23 protein-coding genes and 1 other RNA gene are annotated in these 21,861 nt (G+C 63.7%); 9 read left to right on the top strand and 15 right to left on the bottom strand.

Translation table 11 applies throughout. The features are described 5' to 3' along the window. Positions 1-415: RNase P RNA component class A (gene rnpB, locus AAHK20_RS21135), an RNA gene on the top strand. Positions 416-485: 70 nt separating this feature from the next. Here rnpB and AAHK20_RS21140 read toward each other — a convergent pair. From AAHK20_RS21140 to AAHK20_RS21155, 4 genes are all read right to left on the bottom strand, one after another. Beyond that, positions 486-908 carry an OsmC family protein gene (locus AAHK20_RS21140; RefSeq protein ID WP_449183463.1) on the bottom strand — a complete coding sequence of 141 codons (423 nt, stop codon included), beginning with the start codon at positions 906-908 and terminating at the stop codon, positions 486-488. A 542-nt stretch (positions 909-1,450) separates the two neighbouring features. Then, the gene (locus AAHK20_RS21145; RefSeq protein ID WP_449183464.1) at positions 1,451-2,011 is read right to left on the bottom strand and encodes a DUF1090 domain-containing protein; all 561 of its coding nucleotides are present in this window, start codon (positions 2,009-2,011) and stop codon (positions 1,451-1,453) included. A gap of 82 nt (positions 2,012-2,093) precedes the next feature. Continuing rightward, on the bottom strand, positions 2,094-2,525 hold the full coding sequence (locus AAHK20_RS21150; RefSeq protein WP_449183465.1) for a DUF1090 domain-containing protein: 432 nt from the start codon (positions 2,523-2,525) through the stop codon (positions 2,094-2,096). A gap of 179 nt (positions 2,526-2,704) precedes the next feature. Continuing rightward, on the bottom strand, positions 2,705-3,136 hold the full coding sequence (locus AAHK20_RS21155; RefSeq protein WP_449183466.1) for a DUF1090 family protein: 432 nt from the start codon (positions 3,134-3,136) through the stop codon (positions 2,705-2,707). Positions 3,137-3,565: 429 nt separating this feature from the next. Between AAHK20_RS21155 and rplM the strand changes: the two genes are divergently transcribed. The 3 genes from rplM (at position 3,566) to erpA (ending at position 4,953) form a co-directional block, all read left to right on the top strand. Beyond that, positions 3,566-3,994 carry a 50S ribosomal protein L13 gene (gene rplM / locus AAHK20_RS21160; RefSeq protein ID WP_137333817.1) on the top strand — a complete coding sequence of 143 codons (429 nt, stop codon included), beginning with the start codon at positions 3,566-3,568 and terminating at the stop codon, positions 3,992-3,994. A gap of 11 nt (positions 3,995-4,005) precedes the next feature. Next, a complete protein-coding gene (gene rpsI, locus AAHK20_RS21165) occupies positions 4,006-4,398 on the top strand; it encodes a 30S ribosomal protein S9 (protein WP_449183467.1) in 393 nt (130 codons plus the stop codon). 189 nt (positions 4,399-4,587) lie between these two features. After that, the gene (gene erpA / locus AAHK20_RS21170) at positions 4,588-4,953 is read left to right on the top strand and encodes an iron-sulfur cluster insertion protein ErpA (RefSeq protein ID WP_137333815.1); all 366 of its coding nucleotides are present in this window, start codon (positions 4,588-4,590) and stop codon (positions 4,951-4,953) included. Positions 4,954-5,039: 86 nt separating this feature from the next. On the opposite strand, the gene AAHK20_RS21175 is transcribed toward erpA, so the two are convergent. Beyond that, complete coding sequence (locus AAHK20_RS21175) at positions 5,040-6,200, bottom strand: anhydro-N-acetylmuramic acid kinase (RefSeq protein WP_449183468.1); 1,161 nt, start codon at positions 6,198-6,200, stop codon at positions 5,040-5,042. Between the two features lie 190 nt (positions 6,201-6,390). Between AAHK20_RS21175 and tyrS the strand changes: the two genes are divergently transcribed. The 3 genes from tyrS to AAHK20_RS21190 are packed head-to-tail and all read left to right on the top strand — an operon-like array spanning position 6,391 to position 8,859. Then, a complete protein-coding gene (gene tyrS / locus AAHK20_RS21180; RefSeq protein ID WP_449183469.1) occupies positions 6,391-7,641 on the top strand; it encodes a tyrosine--tRNA ligase in 1,251 nt (416 codons plus the stop codon). A 58-nt stretch (positions 7,642-7,699) separates the two neighbouring features. Continuing rightward, positions 7,700-8,158 (top strand): D-aminoacyl-tRNA deacylase, encoded by a 459-nt coding sequence (gene dtd, locus AAHK20_RS21185; protein WP_449183470.1) that lies wholly within the window; start codon positions 7,700-7,702, stop codon positions 8,156-8,158. A 29-nt stretch (positions 8,159-8,187) separates the two neighbouring features. After that, the gene (locus AAHK20_RS21190) at positions 8,188-8,859 is read left to right on the top strand and encodes a histidine phosphatase family protein (RefSeq protein ID WP_449183471.1); all 672 of its coding nucleotides are present in this window, start codon (positions 8,188-8,190) and stop codon (positions 8,857-8,859) included. Between the two features lie 55 nt (positions 8,860-8,914). On the opposite strand, the gene AAHK20_RS21195 is transcribed toward AAHK20_RS21190, so the two are convergent. The 9 genes from AAHK20_RS21195 to AAHK20_RS21235 form a co-directional block, all read right to left on the bottom strand. Continuing rightward, positions 8,915-9,850 (bottom strand): oxygenase MpaB family protein, encoded by a 936-nt coding sequence (locus AAHK20_RS21195; RefSeq protein ID WP_449183472.1) that lies wholly within the window; start codon positions 9,848-9,850, stop codon positions 8,915-8,917. Between the two features lie 28 nt (positions 9,851-9,878). Continuing rightward, a complete protein-coding gene (ruvB, locus tag AAHK20_RS21200) occupies positions 9,879-10,943 on the bottom strand; it encodes a Holliday junction branch migration DNA helicase RuvB (RefSeq protein WP_449183473.1) in 1,065 nt (354 codons plus the stop codon). 185 nt (positions 10,944-11,128) lie between these two features. Then, complete coding sequence (gene ruvA / locus AAHK20_RS21205; RefSeq protein ID WP_449183474.1) at positions 11,129-11,710, bottom strand: Holliday junction branch migration protein RuvA; 582 nt, start codon at positions 11,708-11,710, stop codon at positions 11,129-11,131. Positions 11,711-11,773: 63 nt separating this feature from the next. Then, on the bottom strand, positions 11,774-12,316 hold the full coding sequence (gene ruvC / locus AAHK20_RS21210; RefSeq protein WP_449183475.1) for a crossover junction endodeoxyribonuclease RuvC: 543 nt from the start codon (positions 12,314-12,316) through the stop codon (positions 11,774-11,776). 177 nt (positions 12,317-12,493) lie between these two features. Next, the gene (gene purH, locus AAHK20_RS21215) at positions 12,494-14,059 is read right to left on the bottom strand and encodes a bifunctional phosphoribosylaminoimidazolecarboxamide formyltransferase/IMP cyclohydrolase (RefSeq protein ID WP_449183476.1); all 1,566 of its coding nucleotides are present in this window, start codon (positions 14,057-14,059) and stop codon (positions 12,494-12,496) included. Positions 14,060-14,098: 39 nt separating this feature from the next. Then, the gene (locus AAHK20_RS21220; protein ID WP_137333806.1) at positions 14,099-14,332 is read right to left on the bottom strand and encodes a Fis family transcriptional regulator; all 234 of its coding nucleotides are present in this window, start codon (positions 14,330-14,332) and stop codon (positions 14,099-14,101) included. Beyond that, positions 14,329-15,384: a tRNA dihydrouridine synthase DusB gene (gene dusB, locus AAHK20_RS21225; RefSeq protein WP_449183477.1), complete on the bottom strand. Its 1,056-nt coding sequence runs from the start codon at positions 15,382-15,384 to the stop codon at positions 14,329-14,331. The genes AAHK20_RS21220 and dusB overlap by 4 nt, the downstream gene beginning before the upstream one ends. Positions 15,385-15,639: 255 nt before the next feature. Next, positions 15,640-16,902, bottom strand: coding sequence for a UbiH/UbiF/VisC/COQ6 family ubiquinone biosynthesis hydroxylase (locus tag AAHK20_RS21230; protein WP_449183478.1), 1,263 nt, complete (start codon positions 16,900-16,902; stop codon positions 15,640-15,642). A gap of 33 nt (positions 16,903-16,935) precedes the next feature. After that, on the bottom strand, positions 16,936-18,366 hold the full coding sequence (locus AAHK20_RS21235) for an aminopeptidase P N-terminal domain-containing protein (RefSeq protein WP_449183479.1): 1,431 nt from the start codon (positions 18,364-18,366) through the stop codon (positions 16,936-16,938). Positions 18,367-18,582: 216 nt separating this feature from the next. On the opposite strand from AAHK20_RS21235, the gene AAHK20_RS21240 reads away from it, so the two are divergent. Together AAHK20_RS21240 and AAHK20_RS21245 are read left to right on the top strand one after the other, a co-directional pair. Beyond that, positions 18,583-19,194 (top strand): glutathione S-transferase N-terminal domain-containing protein, encoded by a 612-nt coding sequence (locus AAHK20_RS21240; RefSeq protein ID WP_449183480.1) that lies wholly within the window; start codon positions 18,583-18,585, stop codon positions 19,192-19,194. A 172-nt stretch (positions 19,195-19,366) separates the two neighbouring features. Next, positions 19,367-20,221, top strand: a complete 855-nt coding sequence (locus AAHK20_RS21245) for an ABC transporter permease (RefSeq protein ID WP_449183481.1) — start codon at positions 19,367-19,369, stop codon at positions 20,219-20,221. A gap of 22 nt (positions 20,222-20,243) precedes the next feature. Here the strand turns inward: AAHK20_RS21245 and AAHK20_RS21250 are convergent, their stop codons facing one another. After that, positions 20,244-21,857, bottom strand: a complete 1,614-nt coding sequence (locus AAHK20_RS21250; protein ID WP_449183482.1) for an FMN-binding glutamate synthase family protein — start codon at positions 21,855-21,857, stop codon at positions 20,244-20,246. Between the last annotated feature and the right edge of the window lie 4 nt (positions 21,858-21,861).

A 21,861-nucleotide genomic window follows, 5' to 3' on the forward strand; every position in this document is an offset into this window, starting at 1 on the left:
AAAGCAGGCCAGGCAGTCGCGGCTTTTCCGGCTTCATGCCGGAGAGGGCGAGGAAAGTCCGGACTCCACAGGGCAGGGTGATGGCTAACGGCCATCCGTGGCGACACGCGGAACAGGGCAACAGAAAGCAAACCGCCGATGGCCCGGCTACGCCGGGATCAGGTAAGGGTGAAACGGTGCGGTAAGAGCGCACCGCGGCTGCGGCGACGCAGTCCGGCACGGTAACCTCCACCCGGAGCAATTCCAAGTAGGCAGGCGCGCATCTTCGCGATGCAGGACGGGGCCCCCGTCTCGTCTGCGGGTAGGAAGCTTGAGCGCGTCAGCAATGGCGCGCCTAGAGGAATGGCTGCCACGCGCGCGGCGCTCTCGTAGCGCGGTGCGTGCACAGAATCCGGCTTATCGGCCTGCTTTGCCTCTCTTCAAATGAGAAAGCCGGCGTCGTTGATCGACGCCGGCTTTTTTCGTGCTTCGTCCGGACTCGGTCTTCAGTCCGCGACGATATCGAACGAATGGGTCAGCTCAGCGGTTTTCGCCATCATGATCGACGCCGAGCAGTACTTGTCGTGCGACAGGTTGATCGCGCGTTCGACCGTCGACGGGTTCAGGTTCTTGCCCGTGACGGTGAAGTGGAAGTGGATCTTCGTGAAGACCTTGGGGTCTTCGCTGGCGCGCTCGGCCTTGAGCGTCACCGAGCAGCCCGAAATGTCCTGGCGGCTCTTCTTGAGGATCATCACGACGTCGTAAGCGGTGCAGCCGCCGGTGCCGAGCAGGACCATCTCCATCGGACGTGGCGAGAGATTCCGGCCGCCGCCCTCGGGTGCGCCGTCCATCGTGACGAGATGACCGCTGCCGGTCTCCGCCGCGAACGACATGCCGTCCTGTCCCATCCAGCTAACTTTGCATTCCATGCTTGTGCTCCACAGCAAATCGCGAATTCGAGACGGGCATTGTAGCCCGCTGGCATGCGGTTCGCCGGGCGCGATCGAACTGGACGTCGCAGTCTTGACGGCGGATGCCGATGTTGCTCGGCAGCATGAGCCGATTCTTTAGGGATATCCCGCTGTTTTTAGGGGTTTTACTCTAGTGCGAGGGGTGCCGTGAAGTTCGAGTCTGGAGGCTTGTTATTGATTTATAAGGAAATTTCTAAGATGGCGTTCCGCTTCTTGTATTTCATAATGCGGTGTCATGTTTCGCAATATAAATCTTCTTGCCCTGCAAAAACTCCGTTCGTATAATGCGACTCATTGGTTGTCGCTGTTCGACAATCTCCGCATGTCTCCTCCACCCTCCTCCTTAGGTGGATTAAGCCCGAACTCAAGCGTTCGGGCTTTTTTTCGTCTGCTTGGCCCCGTTTCCCGTTCCGAAATGCAGCCGGAGAGGGAACGATGAGCGCGTCAGACCTTCAGCGCTTCCCACTCGCGGCTTGCGCGTCGGGCAGTCTTTGCTGTGCTTAGTGCACTTCCGTTTGCGCTGGGCTTGCGTCCGCTTGCTTATCGCCTGCTTTGGCGCCGACGGGCGCCGTGTCGTCGGTGCCCGTGCAGAGCGCTTTCGCTTGCGCGAGCAACTGCTCGAGCGTTTGCTGCATCCCCGTGAACTTGCCGATGCTGCCGCTGTGTTCCTTTATCGTTGCGATTTGCGCTTCGATGTCTTTGAGTTGGGCCGCGCAATTTGGCGTGGCTTGCGTGGCGGAGAAAGCCGGTGAGGTGCCGAGCAGTGCGAACGGAATAAGGGCTGCGATCAGAGTTTTGTTCATGGTTGAGACTTCCATTGCATCGGCCAACGAAGGCGGCCGTGAAGGGCTGCTCCGCGCGGACTGGCTGATGAACTTGCCACGCGGATTTTTCCATTGAAATGAGGGTGAAAGGTTGGAATCTACCCCAAAGCTTTTCGACCGCATCGCAAAAACAGGCGGGGCCTCTGCATCGGCCAGGGCCGCCGCAGGCGTAAAAGAAAGCGTGGTACAAACGTGAAAAAGCGATCGCCTGTGCACTGCTGAATTCTCGAGATGCAATTGCTGTTTCGAACGGACAAAGCAAAGCGGGGACATGCGCCCCCGCTTTGATATACAGCCGGAGAGAGAACGATGAAGAGTCTTAAGCCTTCAGCGCTTTCAAATCGGCTTGCGCTTCGTGCAGGTCTTCCATCTTCTCGCGCAGCTTGTCTTGCTTGTCGCGCAGCTTGTCCTGCGCCTTGGCGATCTTCTTGGCGTCACCTCGCGCTTGCGCTTCGCGCAGCGATTCTTCCGCTTGGCGGACTTCTTCCTGCACTTTGCCCACGTCCGCTTGCTTGTCGCGCACCTTGGCTTCGGCGCGCGTCAGCTGGTTGGCGTTCGTGCAGTTGGCCTTCGTTTGCGCGAGCGCTTGCTGCAGCCCCGCAACCCTGTTGGAGTTGCCGTACGCCTTCGCCGCCGAGAGCTGCGCCTCGAGAGCGCTGATCTTGGCCGCGCAACCCTGCGTGGAGGCGAATGCCGACGAGGTGCCAAGCAGTGCGAACGGAATGATGGCTGCGATCAGAGTCTTTTTCATGGTCGAGTTCCTTTGCTTCGAGGTTGATGAGATGCGGTGAATGCTGCTGACCCGTACTTTGCCAAGACCGGGTGGTCGTCTGCCAAGCCAATCAGGCGCAGGGTCATAGTTGAAATGCGGGTAAATGCGTCGACTTGATTCAGATCCGCCGGGTCGGGCCGCTGGTTGCGGTGCCGGCGTCAGCCCTTCAGCCGGTCCAGATCGGCCCGTGCCTTACTCAGATCCTCAGTCTTTTCGCGCAGTTTCTTCTGCTTCTCGGCTACCTTCTTCTGCGCTTGGCTGATGTGCTCGGCGTCGCTCGCGGCTTGCGCGGCGCGGAGTTCGTCGTCGGCTTTGTTGAGCTCGTCCTGCGCCTGGAGCACGTCCTTCTCGCTGTTGCGAACCTTGCGTCCAGCGCGCAAATGGCGGGCTTCAAGCGTGCATTTGGCCTTTGTTTTCGTCAGCGTGCTTTGCAGGCCGGCAAGCTTGCTGCTGTTGCCGGCCTGACTGGCCGCGTTGATTTGCGCTTGAAGCGCGCTGATCCGGGCGGTGCAGCTCGGCGAGTAGGCGTACGCGGTCTGGGCGGTCAACAGGACGAGCGAGACGAGGGCGGCGGCCGGGACTTTTTTCATGGTTGGGACTTTCCATGCATGGGCCAACAAGGGCGGCGCGAGTGATTGCGCCGCGCGTGGCCGCCCGGGAGCCGGCCGCGTCGTTTGCCGCTGAAATGAGGATGAAAGGTTGGACTCTACTCCAATGCCGGCTGGCCCCGTCTCAAAATCGGGGGGCAATTCCGTTCTCGGCGGTCCCGAACCGATGCGCCGGTTCCCGCGAGAGGCCTTCAGTCAGAGGCTCGGGTTGTGCGATTTCCCGCCCGCCGCGGGATGGCGCGGCGCAATGCAGGGAGTTTTTGACGAGCGAGCGGAATTTCGTTTATAATTCAAGGCTTTTCCGCATCAATGCCCGCGGAAGAAGAACAGGGAGAGCCTGCACGGACGCCTCGACGCGCCAACTCAAGCAGGAAAAAACACAGGGCACAGCATTTTTTTCTTGGATCGATCATGAAGACGTTTTCCGCAAAAGCCCATGAGGTGACGCGCGAATGGTACGTGATTGACGCGACGGATAAGGTTCTCGGCCGTGTCGCCAGCGAAGTGGCACGCCGTCTTCGCGGCAAGCATAAGCCTGAGTTCACCCCGCACGTCGACACCGGTGATTTCATCATCGTTATCAACGCCGGCAAGCTGAAGGTCACGGGCAACAAGACCTTGGATAAGAAGTACTACCGTCACTCGGGCTACCCGGGCGGTATCTATGAAACGACGTTCGGCAAGATGCAAGAACGCTTCCCGGGCCGCGCGCTCGAGAAGGCGGTCAAGGGCATGCTGCCGAAGGGCCCTCTCGGCTACGCAATGATCAAGAAGCTGAAGGTCTACGCAGAAGCCACGCATCCGCACTCGGCTCAACAGCCGAAGGCGCTCGAGATCTAAGGGGAGCCCACATGATCGGTAATTGGAACTACGGTACGGGCCGCCGCAAAAGCGCAGTCGCTCGTGTCTTCATCAAGGCAGGCAAGGGCGACATCGTCGTCAACGGCAAGCCCATCGCTGATTATTTCTCGCGCGAAACGTCGCTGATGATCGTGCGCCAGCCGCTGGAACTCACGAACCACGCTACGACGTTCGACATCAAAGTCAACGTGACGGGCGGCGGTGAAACGGGTCAGGCCGGTGCGGTTCGCCACGGCATCACCCGCGCGCTGATGGACTACGACGCCACGCTCAAGCCGACGCTGTCGAACGCCGGCTTCGTGACGCGCGATGCACGTGAAGTCGAGCGTAAGAAGGTCGGCTTCCACAAGGCACGCCGCAGGAAGCAGTTCTCGAAGCGTTAATCGCTTTGGCGTTGCGCCGGCTCGACTGGTGCAACGGCAGGTCAAAAAGCCGCCAGCGCGTATGCGCATGGCGGCTTTTTTCATTCTCGGGTGCATGCTGGCGCGAAGAACCTATTGATTTTATGGACTTCGGCACGATATCGAGATCAGCCCTACAATAGCGGGAAGATGCTTTTTTGGAGAGTTCGAATGAACGCTGTCACCGACACCCCCGTGACCGAGATGCCGAGTCCCTTCGTCTTTACCGACGCTGCGGCCGATAAGGTGAAGCAACTGATCGACGAGGAAGGCAATCCCGACCTGAAACTGCGCGTGTTCGTGCAGGGTGGCGGCTGCTCCGGCTTTCAATATGGCTTCACCTTCGACGAGGCGATCAACGAAGACGACACCGTGATGAACAAGGGCGGCGTCCAGTTGCTGATCGATTCGATGAGCTATCAGTACCTGGTTGGCGCCGAGATCGACTATAAGGACGACATCAACGGCGCGCAGTTCGTCATCAAGAATCCGAACGCGACCACCACTTGCGGTTGCGGTTCGTCGTTCTCGGTCTGATAGACCGGAAAGTCTGCTTGCCGGCTTGAGCCGGAAGTCGATCAAGAAAACGGGGCGGCAAGCCCCGTTTTTCTTTGCCGGCGCGTCTAGCGCGGGTAGATCGCGCCGAGCACGCGGTCGCCGGAGGCGCCCGTGACCGTCGGCAGATTGCCCGGCGCACGGTCCACGCAGCGCATCGCCAGCCACGCGAACGCGAGCGATTCCACACGATGCGGCGGCACGCCGAGCGCATCCGTCGTTTTGACCGGCACGCCGCAGACACCGGTTTGCGTGAGGGCCGTTTCGAGCGCCTTCATCAGTTCGGGATTGCGCGCGCCACCTCCACACACGTAGACCGCCCGACAGTCCGACACATGGCGTTCGATTTCGCGTGCGACCGTCGTCGCGGTGAGCGCCGCGAGCGTGGCCTGGACGTCGGCCGTGCTGACTGACTGAAAGCCGCTTAGCTTGGCGTCTAGCCACTGCGCGTTGAACAGGTCGCGGCCGGTGCTTTTCGGCGGTGCGGCTTCAAAGAAAGGTTCGTCCAGAAGCGCGTTCAAGAGCGGTTGATTCACCTGCCCGCTTGCCGCCAGCCGCCCGCCTTCGTCGAAGGACGTGCCTAGATGCCGATGCGCCCATTCGTCGAGCAGCACGTTGGCCGGACCGCAGTCGAATCCCCGCACGTTGACTTCGGCGCCCTGGCCGCTGCCGGCCGGGAGGATCGTGATGTTGCTGATGCCGCCGAGATTGCAGACGACCCGCGTTTCGTCCGCTGCTCCGAAGATGGTCGCGTGGAACGCCGGCACGAGCGGTGCGCCCTGGCCACCGGCGGCGACGTCGCGGCTGCGGAAGTCGGCGACGACATCGACATGCGTCATCTCCGCAAGCAGCGATGGGTTGTTGATCTGGCGCGTGTAGCCTTTTTCCGGCCGATGGCGAACTGTCTGCCCATGTGCGCCGATCGCGCGCACCTGCTGTGGCGAGAGATGCGCCGTGCGCAGCAACTCGTGACAGCAGACCGCGTAGCGCGTAGCCAGCGCCGATGCGGCAAGCGCCTCGCGTTCGATCTCGTTCTCGCCCGGTTGCTGGAGCGCGAAGAGCGCGTCGCGCAGCCCCGCGGCGAAGCCAACGAACGCTTCCGCCAGCACGACTGGCGGCTTGCCTGCCTCGAATTGGACCGCGACGCCGTCCACGCCATCCATGCTGGTGCCGGACATCAGCCCGAAATACACGCCGTCCGCGGGGTTCTTGACCGTGCTGTGCGCCACGTTTCGCTCCTGTCTGTCGTTGTCGGGGCGGCCGAAGCAGACAGCGCGTAACCGTCCGCTGCCACCGTCCGCCGTTGGCTTGCGTCAGATTATCCTTGTTAGCGCGGCAATCGTTAAGCGTAGACAAAGGGGCTAGCCGCGAGATATGGGACAATCTTGGTTTTTGCAACGCCCCATTACCTGTTCAAAGATGAGCACCGAGTCCACCTCCGCCAAGCCTGCCTCGCCATTTCCGATCACCGACGAGGTCCGTCACGCGCTGGCCGTCACCAAGCGCGGCGTCGATGAACTGCTGATCGAAGAAGAGTTTGCGCAGAAGCTCGCGAAGAGCGCCGCGACCGGCACGCCGCTGCGTATCAAGCTCGGGCTCGATCCGACTGCGCCCGATATCCACATCGGCCACACCGTTGTGCTGAACAAGATGCGTCAACTGCAGGACCTCGGGCACACGGTGATCTTCCTGATCGGCGATTTCACGTCGCTGATCGGCGATCCGTCGGGCCGCAACGCGACGCGTCCGCCGCTCACGCGCGAGCAGATCGAGTCGAATGCGAAGACCTACTTCGAGCAGGCGGCTCTCGTGCTCGATCGCGAGAAGACCGAGATCCGCTACAACAGCGAGTGGTCGATGCCGCTCGGCGCCGACGGCATGATCAAGCTCGCGTCGCGCTACACCGTTGCGCGGATTCTCGAGCGAGAGGATTTCACGAAGCGTTTCCAGGGCGGCGTGCCGATCTCGATCCACGAATTCCTCTACCCGCTGATGCAGGGCTACGATTCGGTCGCGCTCAATGCCGACCTCGAACTCGGCGGCACCGACCAGAAGTTCAACCTGCTCGTTGGCCGCGAACTCCAGAAGCAGTACGGGCAGGAGCAGCAGTGCATCTTGACGATGCCGCTGCTCGAAGGGCTCGACGGCGTCGAGAAGATGTCGAAGTCGAAGAACAACTACGTCGGCATCAGCGAGAAGCCTACCGATATGTTCGGCAAGCTCATGAGCATTTCGGACGTGCTGATGTGGCGCTACTTCGAGCTGCTGTCCTTCCGTCCGATGGACGAGATCGCGCAATTCAAGCGTGAAACTGACGAAGGGCGCAATCCGCGCGACTTCAAGGTGCTGCTCGCGCAGGAGATCGTCGCGCGCTTCCATTCGCAAGCCGATGCCGAGCGCGCGCTCGAAGACTTCAACCACCGCGCGAAGGGCGGCGTGCCGGACGATATCCCGTCGGTGACGCTTACCGGCGCGCCGCTCGCCATTGGGCAGTTGCTCAAGCAAGCGGGGCTTGTGCCGTCGACGAGCGAAGCGCTGCGCAACATCGAGCAGGGCGGCGTGAAGATCGATGGCGCGACCATCTCCGACAAGGGGATCAAGGTTGAAGCCGGCGAATACGTCGTCCAGGTCGGCAAGCGCCGGTTTGCGCGCGTGACGTTGTCGGCGTGACGATGATCGCGCACGTCTTGCCCGTTGCGCTGTCACGCCGCCGCAGCCGGAGTCGCGCATGATCGCGCTGATTCAGCGCGTGAAGCGCGCCGAAGTGCGTGTCGGCCAACGCGTGACGGGTGCGATCGACGCGGGCTTGCTCGCGCTCGTCTGCGCCGAGCGCGGCGACACCGACGCAAGCGCGGAGAAGCTCCTCGCCAAAGTGCTCGGCTATCGCGTCTTCAGCGATGCAGCGGGAAAGATGAACTTGCCGGTGACGAACATCGACGGCGAAGGCCGCGCTGGCGGCCTGCTGCTCGTCTCGCAGTTCACGCTTGCCGCCGACACCAACAGCGGCTTGCGACCCAGTTTCACGCCCGCCGCGCCGCCCGACGAAGGTAAGCGCTTGTTCGACTATTTCGTCGCGGCGGCGAAAGCCAAACATCCGGTCGTCGAGACTGGCGAATTCGGCGCCGACATGCAGGTCTCGCTCGTCAACGACGGCCCCGTTACGTTCTGGTTGCAAACGCGCGGCTAGGGCCTGTTACTCACTCTCACCCTAGCCCCATGCCTACCCAAGTCCTCTTCATCCGACACGGCGAGACCGACTGGAATCGCATCAAGCGCATCCAAGGCCATATCGACATTCCGCTTGCGCAAAGCGGCCTCGCCCAAGCGCAGCAACTCGCGGCACGCCTTGCGCGCGAGGCGCAATCGGGCGCCAAGCTCGATGCGATTTATTCGAGCGATCTGCAGCGCGCGCAGCAAACCGCGCAACCTGCCGCCGCTGTGCTTGGCTTGCCGCTGCAATTGAAGCCCGGCTTGCGCGAGCGTGCATACGGTGTCTTTCAAGGTCACGATAGCGGCGAGATCGAGGCGCGCTTTCCGGATGCGTACGCGGTCTGGCAGACGCGCGATCCGGGTTTCGCCCCGGAGGGCGGCGAGTCGTCCCGCGTGTTCTATCACCGCGTCGTGCACGCCGTGGAGTCGATCATCGCCGAACATCCGGAAGGGCGTATCGCTTGCGTTGCGCACGGTGGCGTGCTCGATTGCGTCTATCGCTTCGTCAACGGTCTTCCGCTCGATGCGCCGCGTAATTACGCGCTGCTCAACACGAGCATCAATACGGTGGAGTTCGAAGGCGGTCGAGCGCGAGTGCTGGCCTGGGCCGATATCGACCACCTCGCCAGCGGTAGCGACGACGACGGGTTCGTCAAAGATCCGGAGTTGTTTCGCTGATTACCCGCTGCTCTGTGTTTGACTTGGCGGGTTTGCGGCGCAGAGGGCTCGAATGCTAGGACGAGCGAGCCGCGGCGCGGCGCCGTGCGCGCTTCGAAACGCCGTTCACGAGCGCCCACCGCATCACCGGGGCGATCGCGTGCACGCCGGGCCGCACCAATAGGCGACGCGCGCCGGCAAATTGCTCGAACCCGAGCATCCGTTGGGCCCAGTCCGGCAGAAGGTCCACGCCGGCGTTCAGCATGAGCCTGCCTGCAGGCCGCATTGCCGCGCTAGGCGGAGATGCATTCATTAGAATTTTCACAACCTCATGCGTGCGCGGTCCCGCTTCGAGTTCGGATTGCATCGAGCTGAAGTACGCGTCGATTTCGACCTTTGAGCTTGGCACTTGCGTCGCGCCGAGCATCCGCGCGATGCGCGCTGTTTCCGCGTAATACTGATCCTGCGCCGCGACCGAAAGCGCCGGATTCACGTAGCGCAGATGGGCAGCGAGAAAACTCGATACCTCGGCGACATGCACCCAGGTCAACAGCGCCGGGTCGCTTGCTTGATACGGCCTATCGTCCGGTGCCGTGCCGGTGACCCCGAGGTGAATCTGCTTCACGCGCTCGATCAGCGCCAGCGCATCGCTGCGGCTGCCGTAGGTGGTGCCGGAGATGAAGGTCGCGGTGCGGCGCAGGCGCCCGAGGATATCGGTGCGAAACGACGAGTGATCCCAGACCCCTGCGAGGGCGAGCGGATGTAGCGCTTGGAGCATCAAGGCGCTGATGCCGCCGACCATCATCGACGTGAAATCGGCATGAACTCTCCAGCAGACGGCGTCCGGCCCGAAGAGGCCGGGGTCTCCTGGCGGCGAAGCATAGTCGAGCTTCGGGCCGCTGCCGGTCGTCAGATGCGTGATGCCTTGTGCGAGTTTCGAGCGCAGCCGCTGGAGGAGCCGAGGGCCGCCACTCGCGTGTTCGTCGTGGGGACTGCCCGCGTGATCGGACATTGTTGAAGGTCTCCGCGCCGTGGGCCGATCAGGTGTTTCCCGCGTCCCAGACATTGCGTACCGGGCTCGACGAATCCGGCGCGGCGAGACCGAAGTGCCGGTAGGTCAAGAGCGTCGCCACGCGGCCGCGCGGCGTGCGCTGCAGGAAGCCTTGCTGAATCAGGTATGGCTCCAGCACGTCTTCGATGGTGTCACGCTCTTCGCCGATGGCGGCCGCCAGGTTGTCGACGCCGACCGGGCCGCCGTCGAACTTATGCAGGATCGCTTCGAGCAGCTTACGGTCCATCAGATCGAAGCCGACCGGGTCGACATCGAGCATCGCGAGCGCGGCGTCGGCGACTTTGGCAGTAATGTTGCCGTCGGCCTTGACCTCGGCAAAATCGCGCACGCGACGCAGCAGGCGGTTTGCAATCCGCGGCGTGCCGCGTGAGCGTTTCGCGATTTCGAGCGCGCCGTCGGGATGGATCTGCGCGCCCATTAGCGTTGCCGAGCGGCGCACGATGCGCGACAGCTGCTCGGCGTCGTAGAACTCAAGACGCGCAACGATGCCGAAGCGGTCGCGCAGGGGATTGGTCAGCATGCCGGCGCGCGTCGTCGCACCGACCAGCGTGAACGGCTGCAGGTCGAGCTTGACGCTGCGCGCCGCCGGACCCTCGCCGATCATGATGTCGATTTGATAATCCTCGAGCGCGGGATACAGAATTTCCTCGACGACCGGCGAGAGCCGATGGATTTCGTCGATGAAGAGGACGTCGTTCGCTTCGAGGTTCGTCAGAAGCGCGGCGAGGTCGCCGGCGCGCTCCAGCACGGGCCCCGAAGTTTGCCGCAAATTCACGCCCATTTCACGCGCGATGATGTGCGCGAGCGTGGTCTTTCCGAGCCCTGGCGGGCCGAACAGCAGCACGTGATCGAGCGCTTCGGAACGGCGTTTGGCCGCCTCGATGAAAATTTCCAGTTGACCGCGCACCTTTTCCTGCCCGACGTATTCGTCGAGCTGACGGGGGCGCAACGCGCGCTCGAACGCCTCTTCGTGCGACGACGCGGGCGTGGCGGCAATGATGCGTTCGGCGGCGAGTTTGTCGGTTTCGATCATGCAGGCATTGTACCGCGCAGGGCGTGTTCCGAAAGCCGGCCGAACGGCCTAGGACGATCGGTGTGAAAACGCCCTAGGCCGAATGGCCGAGTCGCGGGGCAAGTCGTGGCGTGCGAAGCTCGGTTCGTTGGCGCAGATGCCGTGCGCTGCGGTTCAAGCGAATACCGCAGCGCAGTCGATGCGCTTTACGCCTTCGACAGCGCCTTCAGCGACAGCTTGATGCCTTCGGACACACCCGTGCCCGCGGGCACGTTCTTGATGGCCGCCAGCGCCTCTTTTTCGGAGTAACCCAATGCGAGCAGTGCGTTCAGGATATCGGTCGCGTGGTCGGATGCCGACGCCGCAGCGGCCATCGGGCCGAGGTCGGCGCCCAGTTTGCCCTTCAGTTCGAGGAGCAGCCGTTCCGCCGTTTTCTTGCCGATGCCGGGCACGCGTGTCAGGCGAGCCGCATCCTGCAGCGTGACCGCCTGGGACAGTTCATGCACGCTCATGCCCGACAGTACCGCGAGCGCCATTCGTGCGCCGATGCCCGTGATTTTCAGCAGCTCGCGGAACGTCGAGCGCTCCTGCGCGGAGCCGAAGCCGTACAGGAGGTGCGCGTCCTCGCGCACGATCAACTGCGTGAGCAGCACTACTTTTTCGCCGGTCGAGGGCAGGTTGTAGAACGTGCTCATCGGCACATCGACTTCGTAGCCGACGCCGTTGCAATCGACGAGCAGATGAGGCGGATTTTTTTCCAGCAGGACGCCGGCAATGCGACCGATCATGGCGAGTTCAATCGTGAGGGAAGCGGTGAGGGAATGCGCGAGTGTAGCGCAGCGCTAGCGCGATTAACCGATGAGCCGTCCGCGCCGCACTCGCAAGCCTTTTTTCGCGAGCGCGGGCGCGATGCCGCCCAGCGTGTTGAGCGTATCGCCGCCGTGGGCGTGGCAGATCGCCATGCCGAGGGCGTCGGCGGCGTCGGTGCTGGGCACGCCGGAGAGTTTCAGCAAGCGCACGACCATCTGCTGCATTTGCTCTTTCGTTGCGCGGCCATAGCCGACCACCGCTTGCTTCAATTGCAGCGCGGTGTATTCGGCGACCGGCACGCCGCCCGCGACGAGCCCGCAAATCGCGGCGCCCCGCGCCTGGCCAAGCAACAAGGTGGACTGTGGGTTGACGTTGACGAACACCTTTTCGATGGCCGACTGATCGGGCCGGTGCTCGCGGATCAGCGTCGAGATCCCCTCGAAAATCGTGCCCAGGCGCTCGGGCAGCGCGGCATCCGCGGTCTTGATCACGCCGCTTGTCACGTAGGTGAGCTGATGGCCGCTTTGGTCGATTACGCCGAAGCCGGTCACACGCAAGCCGGGGTCGATGCCGAGGATTCTCATGTAAAGCGAGGGGAGGAAAGTGCTTGCGATACTACAACGAATAGGGCGGCCGCTGACAGGCATTGGAGAGCGACGGCGAGCGCGGCGCCGGAAAAGACACTGAAAATCGCGGCAACAAAAAACCCGGCTGCCGCAAAGCCGCCGGGTTTCTCAGTGGGCGCCAGGAGCGCGCTGGGCTTAGTGGCGGAAGTGCCGCACGCCCGTTACCACCATCGCGATGTTGTGCTCATCGGCGGCGGCGATCACTTCGTCGTCGCGCATCGAGCCGCCCGGCTGGATCACGCAGGTCGCGCCTGCCGCCACGACGACGTCGAGGCCGTCGCGGAACGGGAAGAACGCATCCGACGCCACCGCCGAGCTGTTCAGCGAGAGACCCGCGTTCTGCGCCTTGATGCTCGCGATGCGCGCCGAATCAACACGGCTCATCTGGCCTGCGCCGACGCCGAGCGTCATGCCCTTGCCGCAGAACACAATCGCATTCGACTTCACGAACTTTGCGACGCGCCATGCGAACAGCAGGTCGTCCATTTCTTGCGGCGTCGGGTGACGCTTCGTGACGACACGCAGTTCGTGCGGCTGGACATTCTTCGCATCAAGCGATTGCACCAGCAGACCGCCGCCGACGCGTTTCAAGTCGAACGCGTTATGGCCTTCGCCCAAGGCGATTTCGAGCAGACGCACGTTCAGCTTCGCGGCGAACACTTGCTTGGCAGCATCCGAGAACGACGGCGCGATCAGCACCTCGACGAACTGTTTCGCGACGGCCTGCGCCGTTGCTTCATCGACTTCGCGGTTGAACGCGATGATGCCGCCGAACGCCGAGGTCGGATCCGTCTGGAACGCCTTCGCATAAGCTTCGCCAGCGTTTGCGCCGATCGCCACACCGCACGGATTGGCGTGCTTGATGATTACGCAAGCCGGTGCGTCGAAGGTCTTCACGCATTCCCACGCGGCGTCGGAGTCGGCGATGTTGTTGTACGAGAGTTCCTTGCCTTGCAGCTGGCGGTAGTTCGCGAGCGCGCCCGCCGGCACTTCGATGTCGCGGTAGAACGCCGCGCTTTGGTGCGGGTTCTCGCCGTAACGCAGGTCCTGCACCTTCTCGAATGCGAGGTTGAACGTGGCCGGATACGTGTTGCGCTCTTTGTGCGACAGCTCTTCGGTCAGGCTCGTCAGGTAGTTCGTGATCGCGCCGTCGTATTGCGCCGTGTGCGCATACACCTTCGTCGCGAGGCGGAAGTTCGTCTTGTAGCCGACCTTATTGCCGTTGGCGCGCATTTCATCGAGCACGATAGCGTAGTCGGCTGGGTCGACGACCACGGTTACGTCGCGATGATTTTTTGCGGCGGAGCGCAGCATCGTCGGGCCGCCGATGTCGATGTTCTCGATCGCGTCTTCCAGCGTGCACTCGTCTTTCGACACCGTCGCGACGAACGGATACAGGTTCACGACGAGCAGATCGATCGTCGGGATGTTGTGCTTTTCAAGCGCCGCCATGTGCTCGGGCAGGTCGCGGCGCGCGAGGATGCCGCCGTGCACCTTCGGATGCAGGGTTTTCACGCGCCCGTCCAGCATTTCCGGAAAGCCGGTGTAGTCGGCGACTTCGGTGACGGAAAGGCCCGCGTCCGCGAGCAGTTTCGCGGTGCCGCCGGTCGACAGGATCTTGACGCCGAGCTCCGACAGCGATTTGGCGAAGTCGACGATGCCGGACTTGTCGGAAACGGAGATGAGCGCTTGCTTGATCATGATGAAAAGGCCGAGGAGGGACAGGAGCGGCGCGCGAAGTTACAGCAAGCCGTGCTGCTGCAGCTTCTTGCGCAACGTGTTGCGGTTGATGCCGAGATACTCGGCCGCGAGCGACTGATTGCCGCCCGCTTGCTCGAGCACCACCTCGAGCATCGGTTTTTCGACGCACGACATCACCATTTCATAGACGTCGTGCGGATTCGAGCCGTCGAGGTCCTGGAAGTACATGCCCAGGCTGTCGCGGACGCATTGTTCGATATTGTGCTTGCTCATGCTGCTAATCGGTCGGTTTTGTCCGGCTCGCCGGTTTCGTCGTCGACGTACACGAGACGATCGGAGAGCGTTTTCTGCTCGTCGAAGAATGCATTGACGGCGAGCAGTTGTTCGCGTGTCGTATCGAGCGTGTTCATCCGGTGACGGAATGCGTTGGCGCCCGAAAGGCCGCGAGTGTACCAGCCGATGTGTTTGCGCGCAGTACGCACGCCGGTAAATTCACCATAGAACGCGTAGTGATCTTCCAGATGCTCGTTCATGACCTGCTGGATTTCGTCGATGCGCGGCGGCGGCAGCAGTTCGCCGGTTTGCAGGAAATGCTCGATTTCACGGAACAGCCACGGCCGTCCCTGGGCCGCGCGGCCGATCATGATCGCGTCGGCCCCAGTGGCGGCCAGCACGGCCTTGGCTTTTTGCGGCGACGTGATGTCGCCGTTCGCGACGACCGGGATGCGCACCGCGGCCTTCACTGCGGCGATCGTTTCGTACTCGGCTTCGCCGTGATAGAGATCGGCGCGCGTGCGGCCGTGCACGGTCAGCATCGAAATGCCAGCGTTTTCGGCGAGCTGCGCCACCTTGATGGCGTTCTTGTTGTCGCGGTTCCAGCCGGTGCGGATCTTCAGTGTGACGGGCACGGCGTCCGGCCCGACGCCGACCGCCGCGACCACCGCCTCAACGATCTGCACGACGAGCGGCTCGTTTTGCAACAGCGCCGAGCCGGCTGCGACGTTGCAGACCTTCTTGGCCGGGCAGCCCATGTTGATGTCGATGATCTGCGCGCCGTTCGCCACGTTGTAGCGCGCGGCTTCGGCCATCATCGCCGGGTCCGCTCCCGCTATTTGAACCGCGATGGGTTCGACCTCACCGGCGTGGTTCGCGCGGCGCATCGTCTTTTCGCTCTTCCAGAGCTGCGCGTTCGACGCGACCATCTCGGACACCGCGTACCCCGCCCCGAGCCGCTTGCACAATTGGCGGAACGGCCGATCCGTCACGCCGGCCATCGGGGCGACGAACAGGTTGTTGCGCAGATTGTGGGAACCGAGCGTAGGCATGGCTGAATGGGCTTGCGCGCCTTTGGGGCGCGAGTGCGAGGTGCGACGGGAAACGCGTATTTTAGCGTTAACACGCGTTCGCAACGACCGTTGCGAACCCTGCGGGCTGGCGAGTGGCGCGAAATGGCGGATTCGGCTGGTATCGATTTCGCCCGCGCTGGGCAGTTGCGCCGCGTGGATCAGCTAAGCCGTCGCGCGCTAAGCACGTGTGCGCGGCAAAACCGCGCGTACCACCCATTGCCTCATTGCCGTGTATCAGCGCCGCTGGCCGAACATCATCTGCCGCGCGAGCGCCGTTTTCGCCGCGGGCATCAGTTCGAGCCCCGCCAGCGCCAGCCCGCGCAGCGTCGCGAGCGGGGCGAAGTCGATCGTGAAGAGGCGGGCGAGCGTATCGGTGGCGCCGATCGTCAGGCGCCGATCAAGCGAGCGGCGCTCGGCGAACGACGCGAGCGCAAGCGGCGTCGCGCCGAATTCGGAAAGCGCGTCGGCGAGCGCGTGCGCATCGCGCAAACCGAGGTTCAATCCCTGGCCGGCGACGGGGTGCAGCGTTTGCGCCGCATTGCCGATCGCGACGACGCGCCCTTTGACGAGCGTATCGACCGCGTTCAGGCCGAGCGGGAACGACGCCCGGCCGGCGATCGCTTCGAAGCGCCCCATACGTGAGCCGAACACCGTGCCGAGCTCGGCGAGGAACTCGGCGTCCGATAGCTGCGCGCGGCGCGCGGCTTCGTCGGGCGCCGAGCACCAGACGAGCGAGTAGTCCGCGTTGCGCGCGCCGCCCATCGGCAACAGCGCGATTGGCCCTTCGGACGTGAAGCGCTCCCACGCGACATGCGGCTGGGGCGCTGACACGGTGACGGTGCCGACGAGCGCGGTCTGCTTGTAGTCGCGCGAGCTGCCTGCCGTGCGGTCGCCGTCGCCGGCGCACTCGAGGCTCGACCCGGTGCGGCGCTGGTCCTGATACAGACCGCCTTCGGCGTTCACGAGAAGCCGCGTGCGCAGGCTGCGGGCGCCCTGCGCGTTTTCGATCGGCAGCGTGACGCCGTCGTGTTCGCGAAGCGGGGGCAGGGCCGAGGTCGACGTGAACCAGTGGACTTGCGTGCCGCGCACGGCCCGCGCAAGTGTCGTGACGATCGATCCATAGCGCGCGACGTAGCCGAGCGCAGGCAGTTCATGCTCGTCGTGCTCGATCAGCGTGCGTCCGAAGTGGCCGCGCTGCGATACGTGAATGCGTTCGATCGCGGTCGCGTCCGCGGGCCATGCCGCAAGCGGTTCGAGCAGCATGCGGCTGCCTTGCGAGACCGCGATCGCGCGCGGGTCGCTGGTCGCGCTTTCGGGCTCGCGCGCGTCGATGAGCGCGATCGACAGCGCTTGCGTCGCGCTGCGCCGGGCCAGCCAGGCGGCGAGCGCGAGGCCGACCGGCCCGGCGCCAACGATCGTCACGTCGAAATCGAATGGCCGCTCTGAAGCGGCGGTGGAAGCCGGTTGCGCGTGGGCAGCGGCGGGGGCGTCTTTCATCGTACGGAAACGGTTTCGATGTTCATTCGCGCTTCATTGGCGAGGCGCGGCAGCTTGCGTTTCGCGCATCAGCGCTTCGATTTCGTCGGCCTTCACCGGCACGTCGCGCGTCATCAGCTCGCAGCCGTCGGCGGTGACGATCGCGTCGTCTTCGATGCGAATGCCGATGTTCCAATAGCGCTCCGGCACGCTTTCGCTCGCGCGCACGTAGAGGCCGGGCTCGATCGTGAGCGTCATCGACGGCTTCAGGATGCGCGACGGCGGTGCGCCCGTTTCGTCGGGCGCGGCATTGCGCTCCCGGTAGTCGCCGCAGTCGTGCACGTCCATGCCGATCCAGTGGCCCGTGCGGTGCATGTAGAACGGCGCGTAGGCGCGCTCGGCGATGACGTCGTCGACCGACGCGAAGTGCTGGCGGTCGATGATGCCGGTATCGAGAAGCCCTTGCGACAGCACGCGCACGGCGGCTTGGTGCGGCGTGTCGAAGTGCGCGCCGGCACGGGTCGCGTCGATGGCGGCTTGCTGGGCGGCGAGCACGATGTCGTACAGCTCCCGCTGCGCCGGCGAGAAACGGCCGTTGGCCGGGAAGGTGCGGGTGATGTCGGATGCGTAGCCGTCGAGTTCGCAGGCGGCGTCGATCAGGATCAGGTCCCCGTCTTTCGCGACCGCGTTGCCGGCCGGGTAGTGCAGCACGCACGCGTTGGCGCCGGCGGCGACGATCGAGCCGTAGGCCGGCGCCTGGGCGCCGCGGCGGCGGAACGTGTACAGCAGTTCCGCCTCGAGTTCGTATTCGCGTACGCCGGGGCGGCACGCCTGCATCGCGCGGCGGTGGGCCTCGGCGGAAATGCGGGCGGCGCGGCGCATGATCGCGAGCTCGTGCTCGTCTTTGATGAGCCGCATCTCGTCGAGCACCGGCAGCAGGTCGTGCAGCACGGCGGGCGCCGTCACGCCGCTGCGGCTCTTGGCGCGCACCGCGTCGAGCCAGCGGCGCACCTGTTCGTCCAGCTCCGCCGACATCCCGAACCCGTAGTGCAGCGCGGGGGCATCGGCGATCAGGCGCGGCAGCTCGGTATCGAGTGCGTCGATCGGAAACGCGGCGTCGACGCCGAACGCTTCGCGCGCACCTTCCGGACCAAAACGGAAGCCTTCCCAGGTCTCCCGCGCCGGATCTTTCTCGCGGCAGAAGAGGATCGACGCCGGCTCGCCCGGTTCCGCACCGGTGTCGAGCACGAGCACGGCCTCCGGTTCGGTGAAGCCGGTCAGGTAGTAAAAGTAGCTGTCGTGGCGGTAGGGGTAGTCGGCGTCGCGGTTGCGCAGCGCTTCGCGCGCAGTCGGGACGATGGCGAGTCCGCCGCCCGCGGCGCGCAGCGCGGCGAGCACGCGTTCGCGGCGGCCAAGGTAGACGTCCCCGAGGGGGATTCCCTGCGCGGCGCCGGCGGCGCTGGAGAGTTCGGTCGACTTATTCATCGTGCGATTGTAGCGCTCAATTCATAAACACTTTTAAGTCGGGCAGCGCCGGTCATCCGGAGGGCGCTGTGCCGCGTTGTCGTTTGAGGGGCGCCCCTCCAGCCGCGCTGTTGCATTCCATCCACATGCCCGAAACGGCCGATATGATGGCGTCTGACGACCGCCGGTATGATCGTCGGCAACGTATACTCTTCCTCTCAATTTTGAGAAAAGCAGATGATGAAATTAATCGGTTCGCTCGCGAGCCCATTTACCCGCAAGGCGCGGGTTGTGCTCGCTGAAAAGAAAATCGACTACCAACTGGTGCTCGAGGATGTCTGGGCGCCCGACACGGGTATTCACCAGTTCAATCCGCTCGGGAAGGTGCCGTGCCTGGTGATGGAAGACGGGGAAGCGGTGTTCGATTCGCGCGTGATCTGTGAGTACGTCGATACGCTGTCGCCGGTCGGCAAGCTGATTCCGCAGGCGGGGCGCGAGCGCATCGAAGTGCGCTGCTGGGAGGCGCTCGCCGACGGCATTCTCGACGCGGGCGTGCTGATTCGCGTGGAGGGCACGCAGCGTCCGGAGGAGCATCGCGTCGAATCGTGGATCGCGCGCCAGCAGCGCAAGATCGACGAAGGGCTCGTTGCGACGTCGCAGGGGCTCGGCGGCAACGCCTGGTGTACCGGCAATCACTACTCGCTCGCCGATATCGCGCTTGGGTGCGCACTCGGTTACCTTGATTTCCGCTTCCCGGAATTGAACTGGCGCGACAAGCATCCGAATCTCGACAAGCACTACGCGAAGCTGTCGCAACGGCAGTCGTTCATCGATACCGTTCCCGCTTGAGCCGGGACGCTGCGCGGCGCCGGAAAATATTGCCGCGCAGCCGCTGAAGGTCTGATCGTACGGTCGTCCGCTAGTCATTTGCCGCGCCGGCAAGCCACTGTTCGTGCCCGCACGGTACACGTGCAGGCTGACGTGTACGGTGTTTCCACCAGCTCAGTCAAGGCGGACGGCGATGAACCAACCGATGTCTCACGGCGCGCCGTCTCGCATCGCGGATGCGGGACCCGGTCGGGCCGAACTCACTTCAAGTAAGCCGCAACGCTCGCGGCGCAAGCTCGTGATCGGCTTGCGCATCGTGCTCGCGCTGCTGGTGGCGATCGGTTGGGAATTGGCCGCGCGACGCAATTGGATCGATCCGTTCTTCTATTCGATGCCTTCGTCGATCGCGCGGCAGCTCTTCTATTGGTTTCGCGAGGGGACTGCGCAAGGGCCGCTCATCGCGCAGCTGCAGATCACATTCGAAGAGGCTTTGCTGGGACTTGTCGTGGGAGCGATCGCGGGCGCGGGGTGCGCGGTCGTGCTCGTTCGCAACACGCTATTGGCCGACGTGTTCGGCTTTTACATCAAGATCGCCAACGCGTTGCCGCTGATCGTGCTCGGCGCGATCTTCGTGTTTGCGCTGGGGTCGGGGATGACGTCGAAGATTGCGCTTGCTGTCGTGATGGCGTTCTTCATCGTGTTCGGGAATGCGTATCAGCGCGCGTCCGCGGTTGATGGCAATACGCGTGGCGATGGTTCGACATCCGAAGCGCGGCACTCGACCGTCACTGAGACGGTTTCCGCAGCGCTGCGCGGGACGCTCGAAAACCTGCGCCTGGCCTTCGCGTTGGCGCTCGCAGGAACGCTCGCCGCTGAGTTTCTCGGCGCGACGCAGGGGATCGGGTGCGTGATCGCGGCCTCGTTGCGCGAGTTCAATGCGAGCGGCGTGTGGGCTGCGATGCTCGCGTTGGGCGTCGTGGCGTGGATCGCCGATTATTTGCTGACGACGCTGCAACGTTGGTTGCTGCCGCGCTGGGTGCAAACCTGAGCGCACGCGTCGTCGGCTGAGCTCAAGCAGCTATCGCGCCTTCATTCTTCAAAGCAAACGAATCGCTGCGCGCGAGCGGCCACCATTTCTCATACAGCCAGAAGCGGTAGTTGCCGTTCAAGAGATCGTTCGGTTCGAGATAGCACAGCAACTGCGACATCAACTTCACCTCATGCGACGACACGCGCCGCACGATGTGATGCGCGCGCAAGTCGCCGGGATGCTCGAGACCCGCCGCCTGAATAATCTCCTGCAGCGCATGCAGCGTGTTGTGGTGGAAGTTGAAGACGCGATCGGCCTTGTCCGGCACGACGATCGCGCGTTGGCGCACCGGGTCTTGCGTCGCCACGCCGGTCGGGCAGCGGCCGGTGTGGCAGGTCTGCGCCTGGATGCAGCCGACCGCGAACATGAAGCCGCGCGCGGCGTTCACCCAGTCGGCGCCGATCGCGAGCGTCCTCGCGATATCGAACGCGGTGATCATCTTGCCGCTCGCGCCGATGCGAATCTTGTCGCGCAAGCCGATGCCGACGAGCGTGTTGTGCACGAGGAGCAAGCCTTCTTGCAGCGGCACGCCCACGTGGTCGGTGAATTCGAGCGGCGCCGCGCCCGTGCCGCCTTCCGCGCCGTCGACGACGATGAAGTCCGGCGTGATCCCCGTCTCGAGCATCGCCTTCGCAATGCCGAAGAACTCCCACGGATGGCCGACGCAGAGCTTGAAGCCGGTCGGCTTTCCGCCCGAGAGGTTGCGCAGACGGTCGACGAATTCGAGCAGCCCGCGCGGCGTCGAGAATTCGGAGTGCGTCGCGGGCGAGATGCAGTCTCGGCCCATCGGCACGCCGCGCGTCTCGGCGATCTCCGGCGTGATCTTCGCGGCCGGCAGCACGCCGCCGTGGCCGGGCTTCGCGCCTTGCGAGAGCTTCACTTCGATCATCTTCACCTGCGGCTCTTGCGCCTGCTTCGCGAACTTGTCGGGGTTGAACGTGCCGTCGTCGTTGCGGCAGCCGAAATAGCCCGAGGCGACCTCCCAGATGATGTCGCCGCCGTGCTCGCGGTGATATTTCGACATCGAGCCTTCGCCGGTGTCGTGTGCGAAGTTGCCTTTCTTGGCGCCGAGGTTCAGCGCGCGGATCGCGTTCGCCGACAGCGAGCCGAAGCTCATCGCCGAGACGTTGAAGATCGACATCGAATACGGCTGCGCGCGATCGGCGCCGACCGTGATGCGGAAGTCGTGGCTCGCGAGCTTGGTCGGCGCGAGCGAGTGGCTGATCCATTCGTGCGCGACCGCTTTGACGTCGAGCTCGGTGCCGTACGGGCGGCTGTCGACTTCGTTTTTCGAGCGCTGGTAGACGATGCTGCGCTGGGCGCGCGAGAACGGCTTCTCGTCGGTATCGTCCTCGACGAAGTACTGACGGATCTCCGGCCGGATGAACTCGAACATGAAGCGCAAGTGACCCCACAGCGGGTAGTTGCGCAGGATGCTGTGACGTTCCTGATTGAGGTCGAACAGACCGAGCGCGACGAGCGCAAGCGGGATCACGACCCACAGCCACGCGATCGAATGCCGCGCGGCGAGGATGGCGACGGCCACGAGAAGCAGCACGGCGCACCACATCGCAAGATAGCGTCGAGAGAACATGAGG

Source organism: Trinickia camelliae (assembly GCF_053525655.1).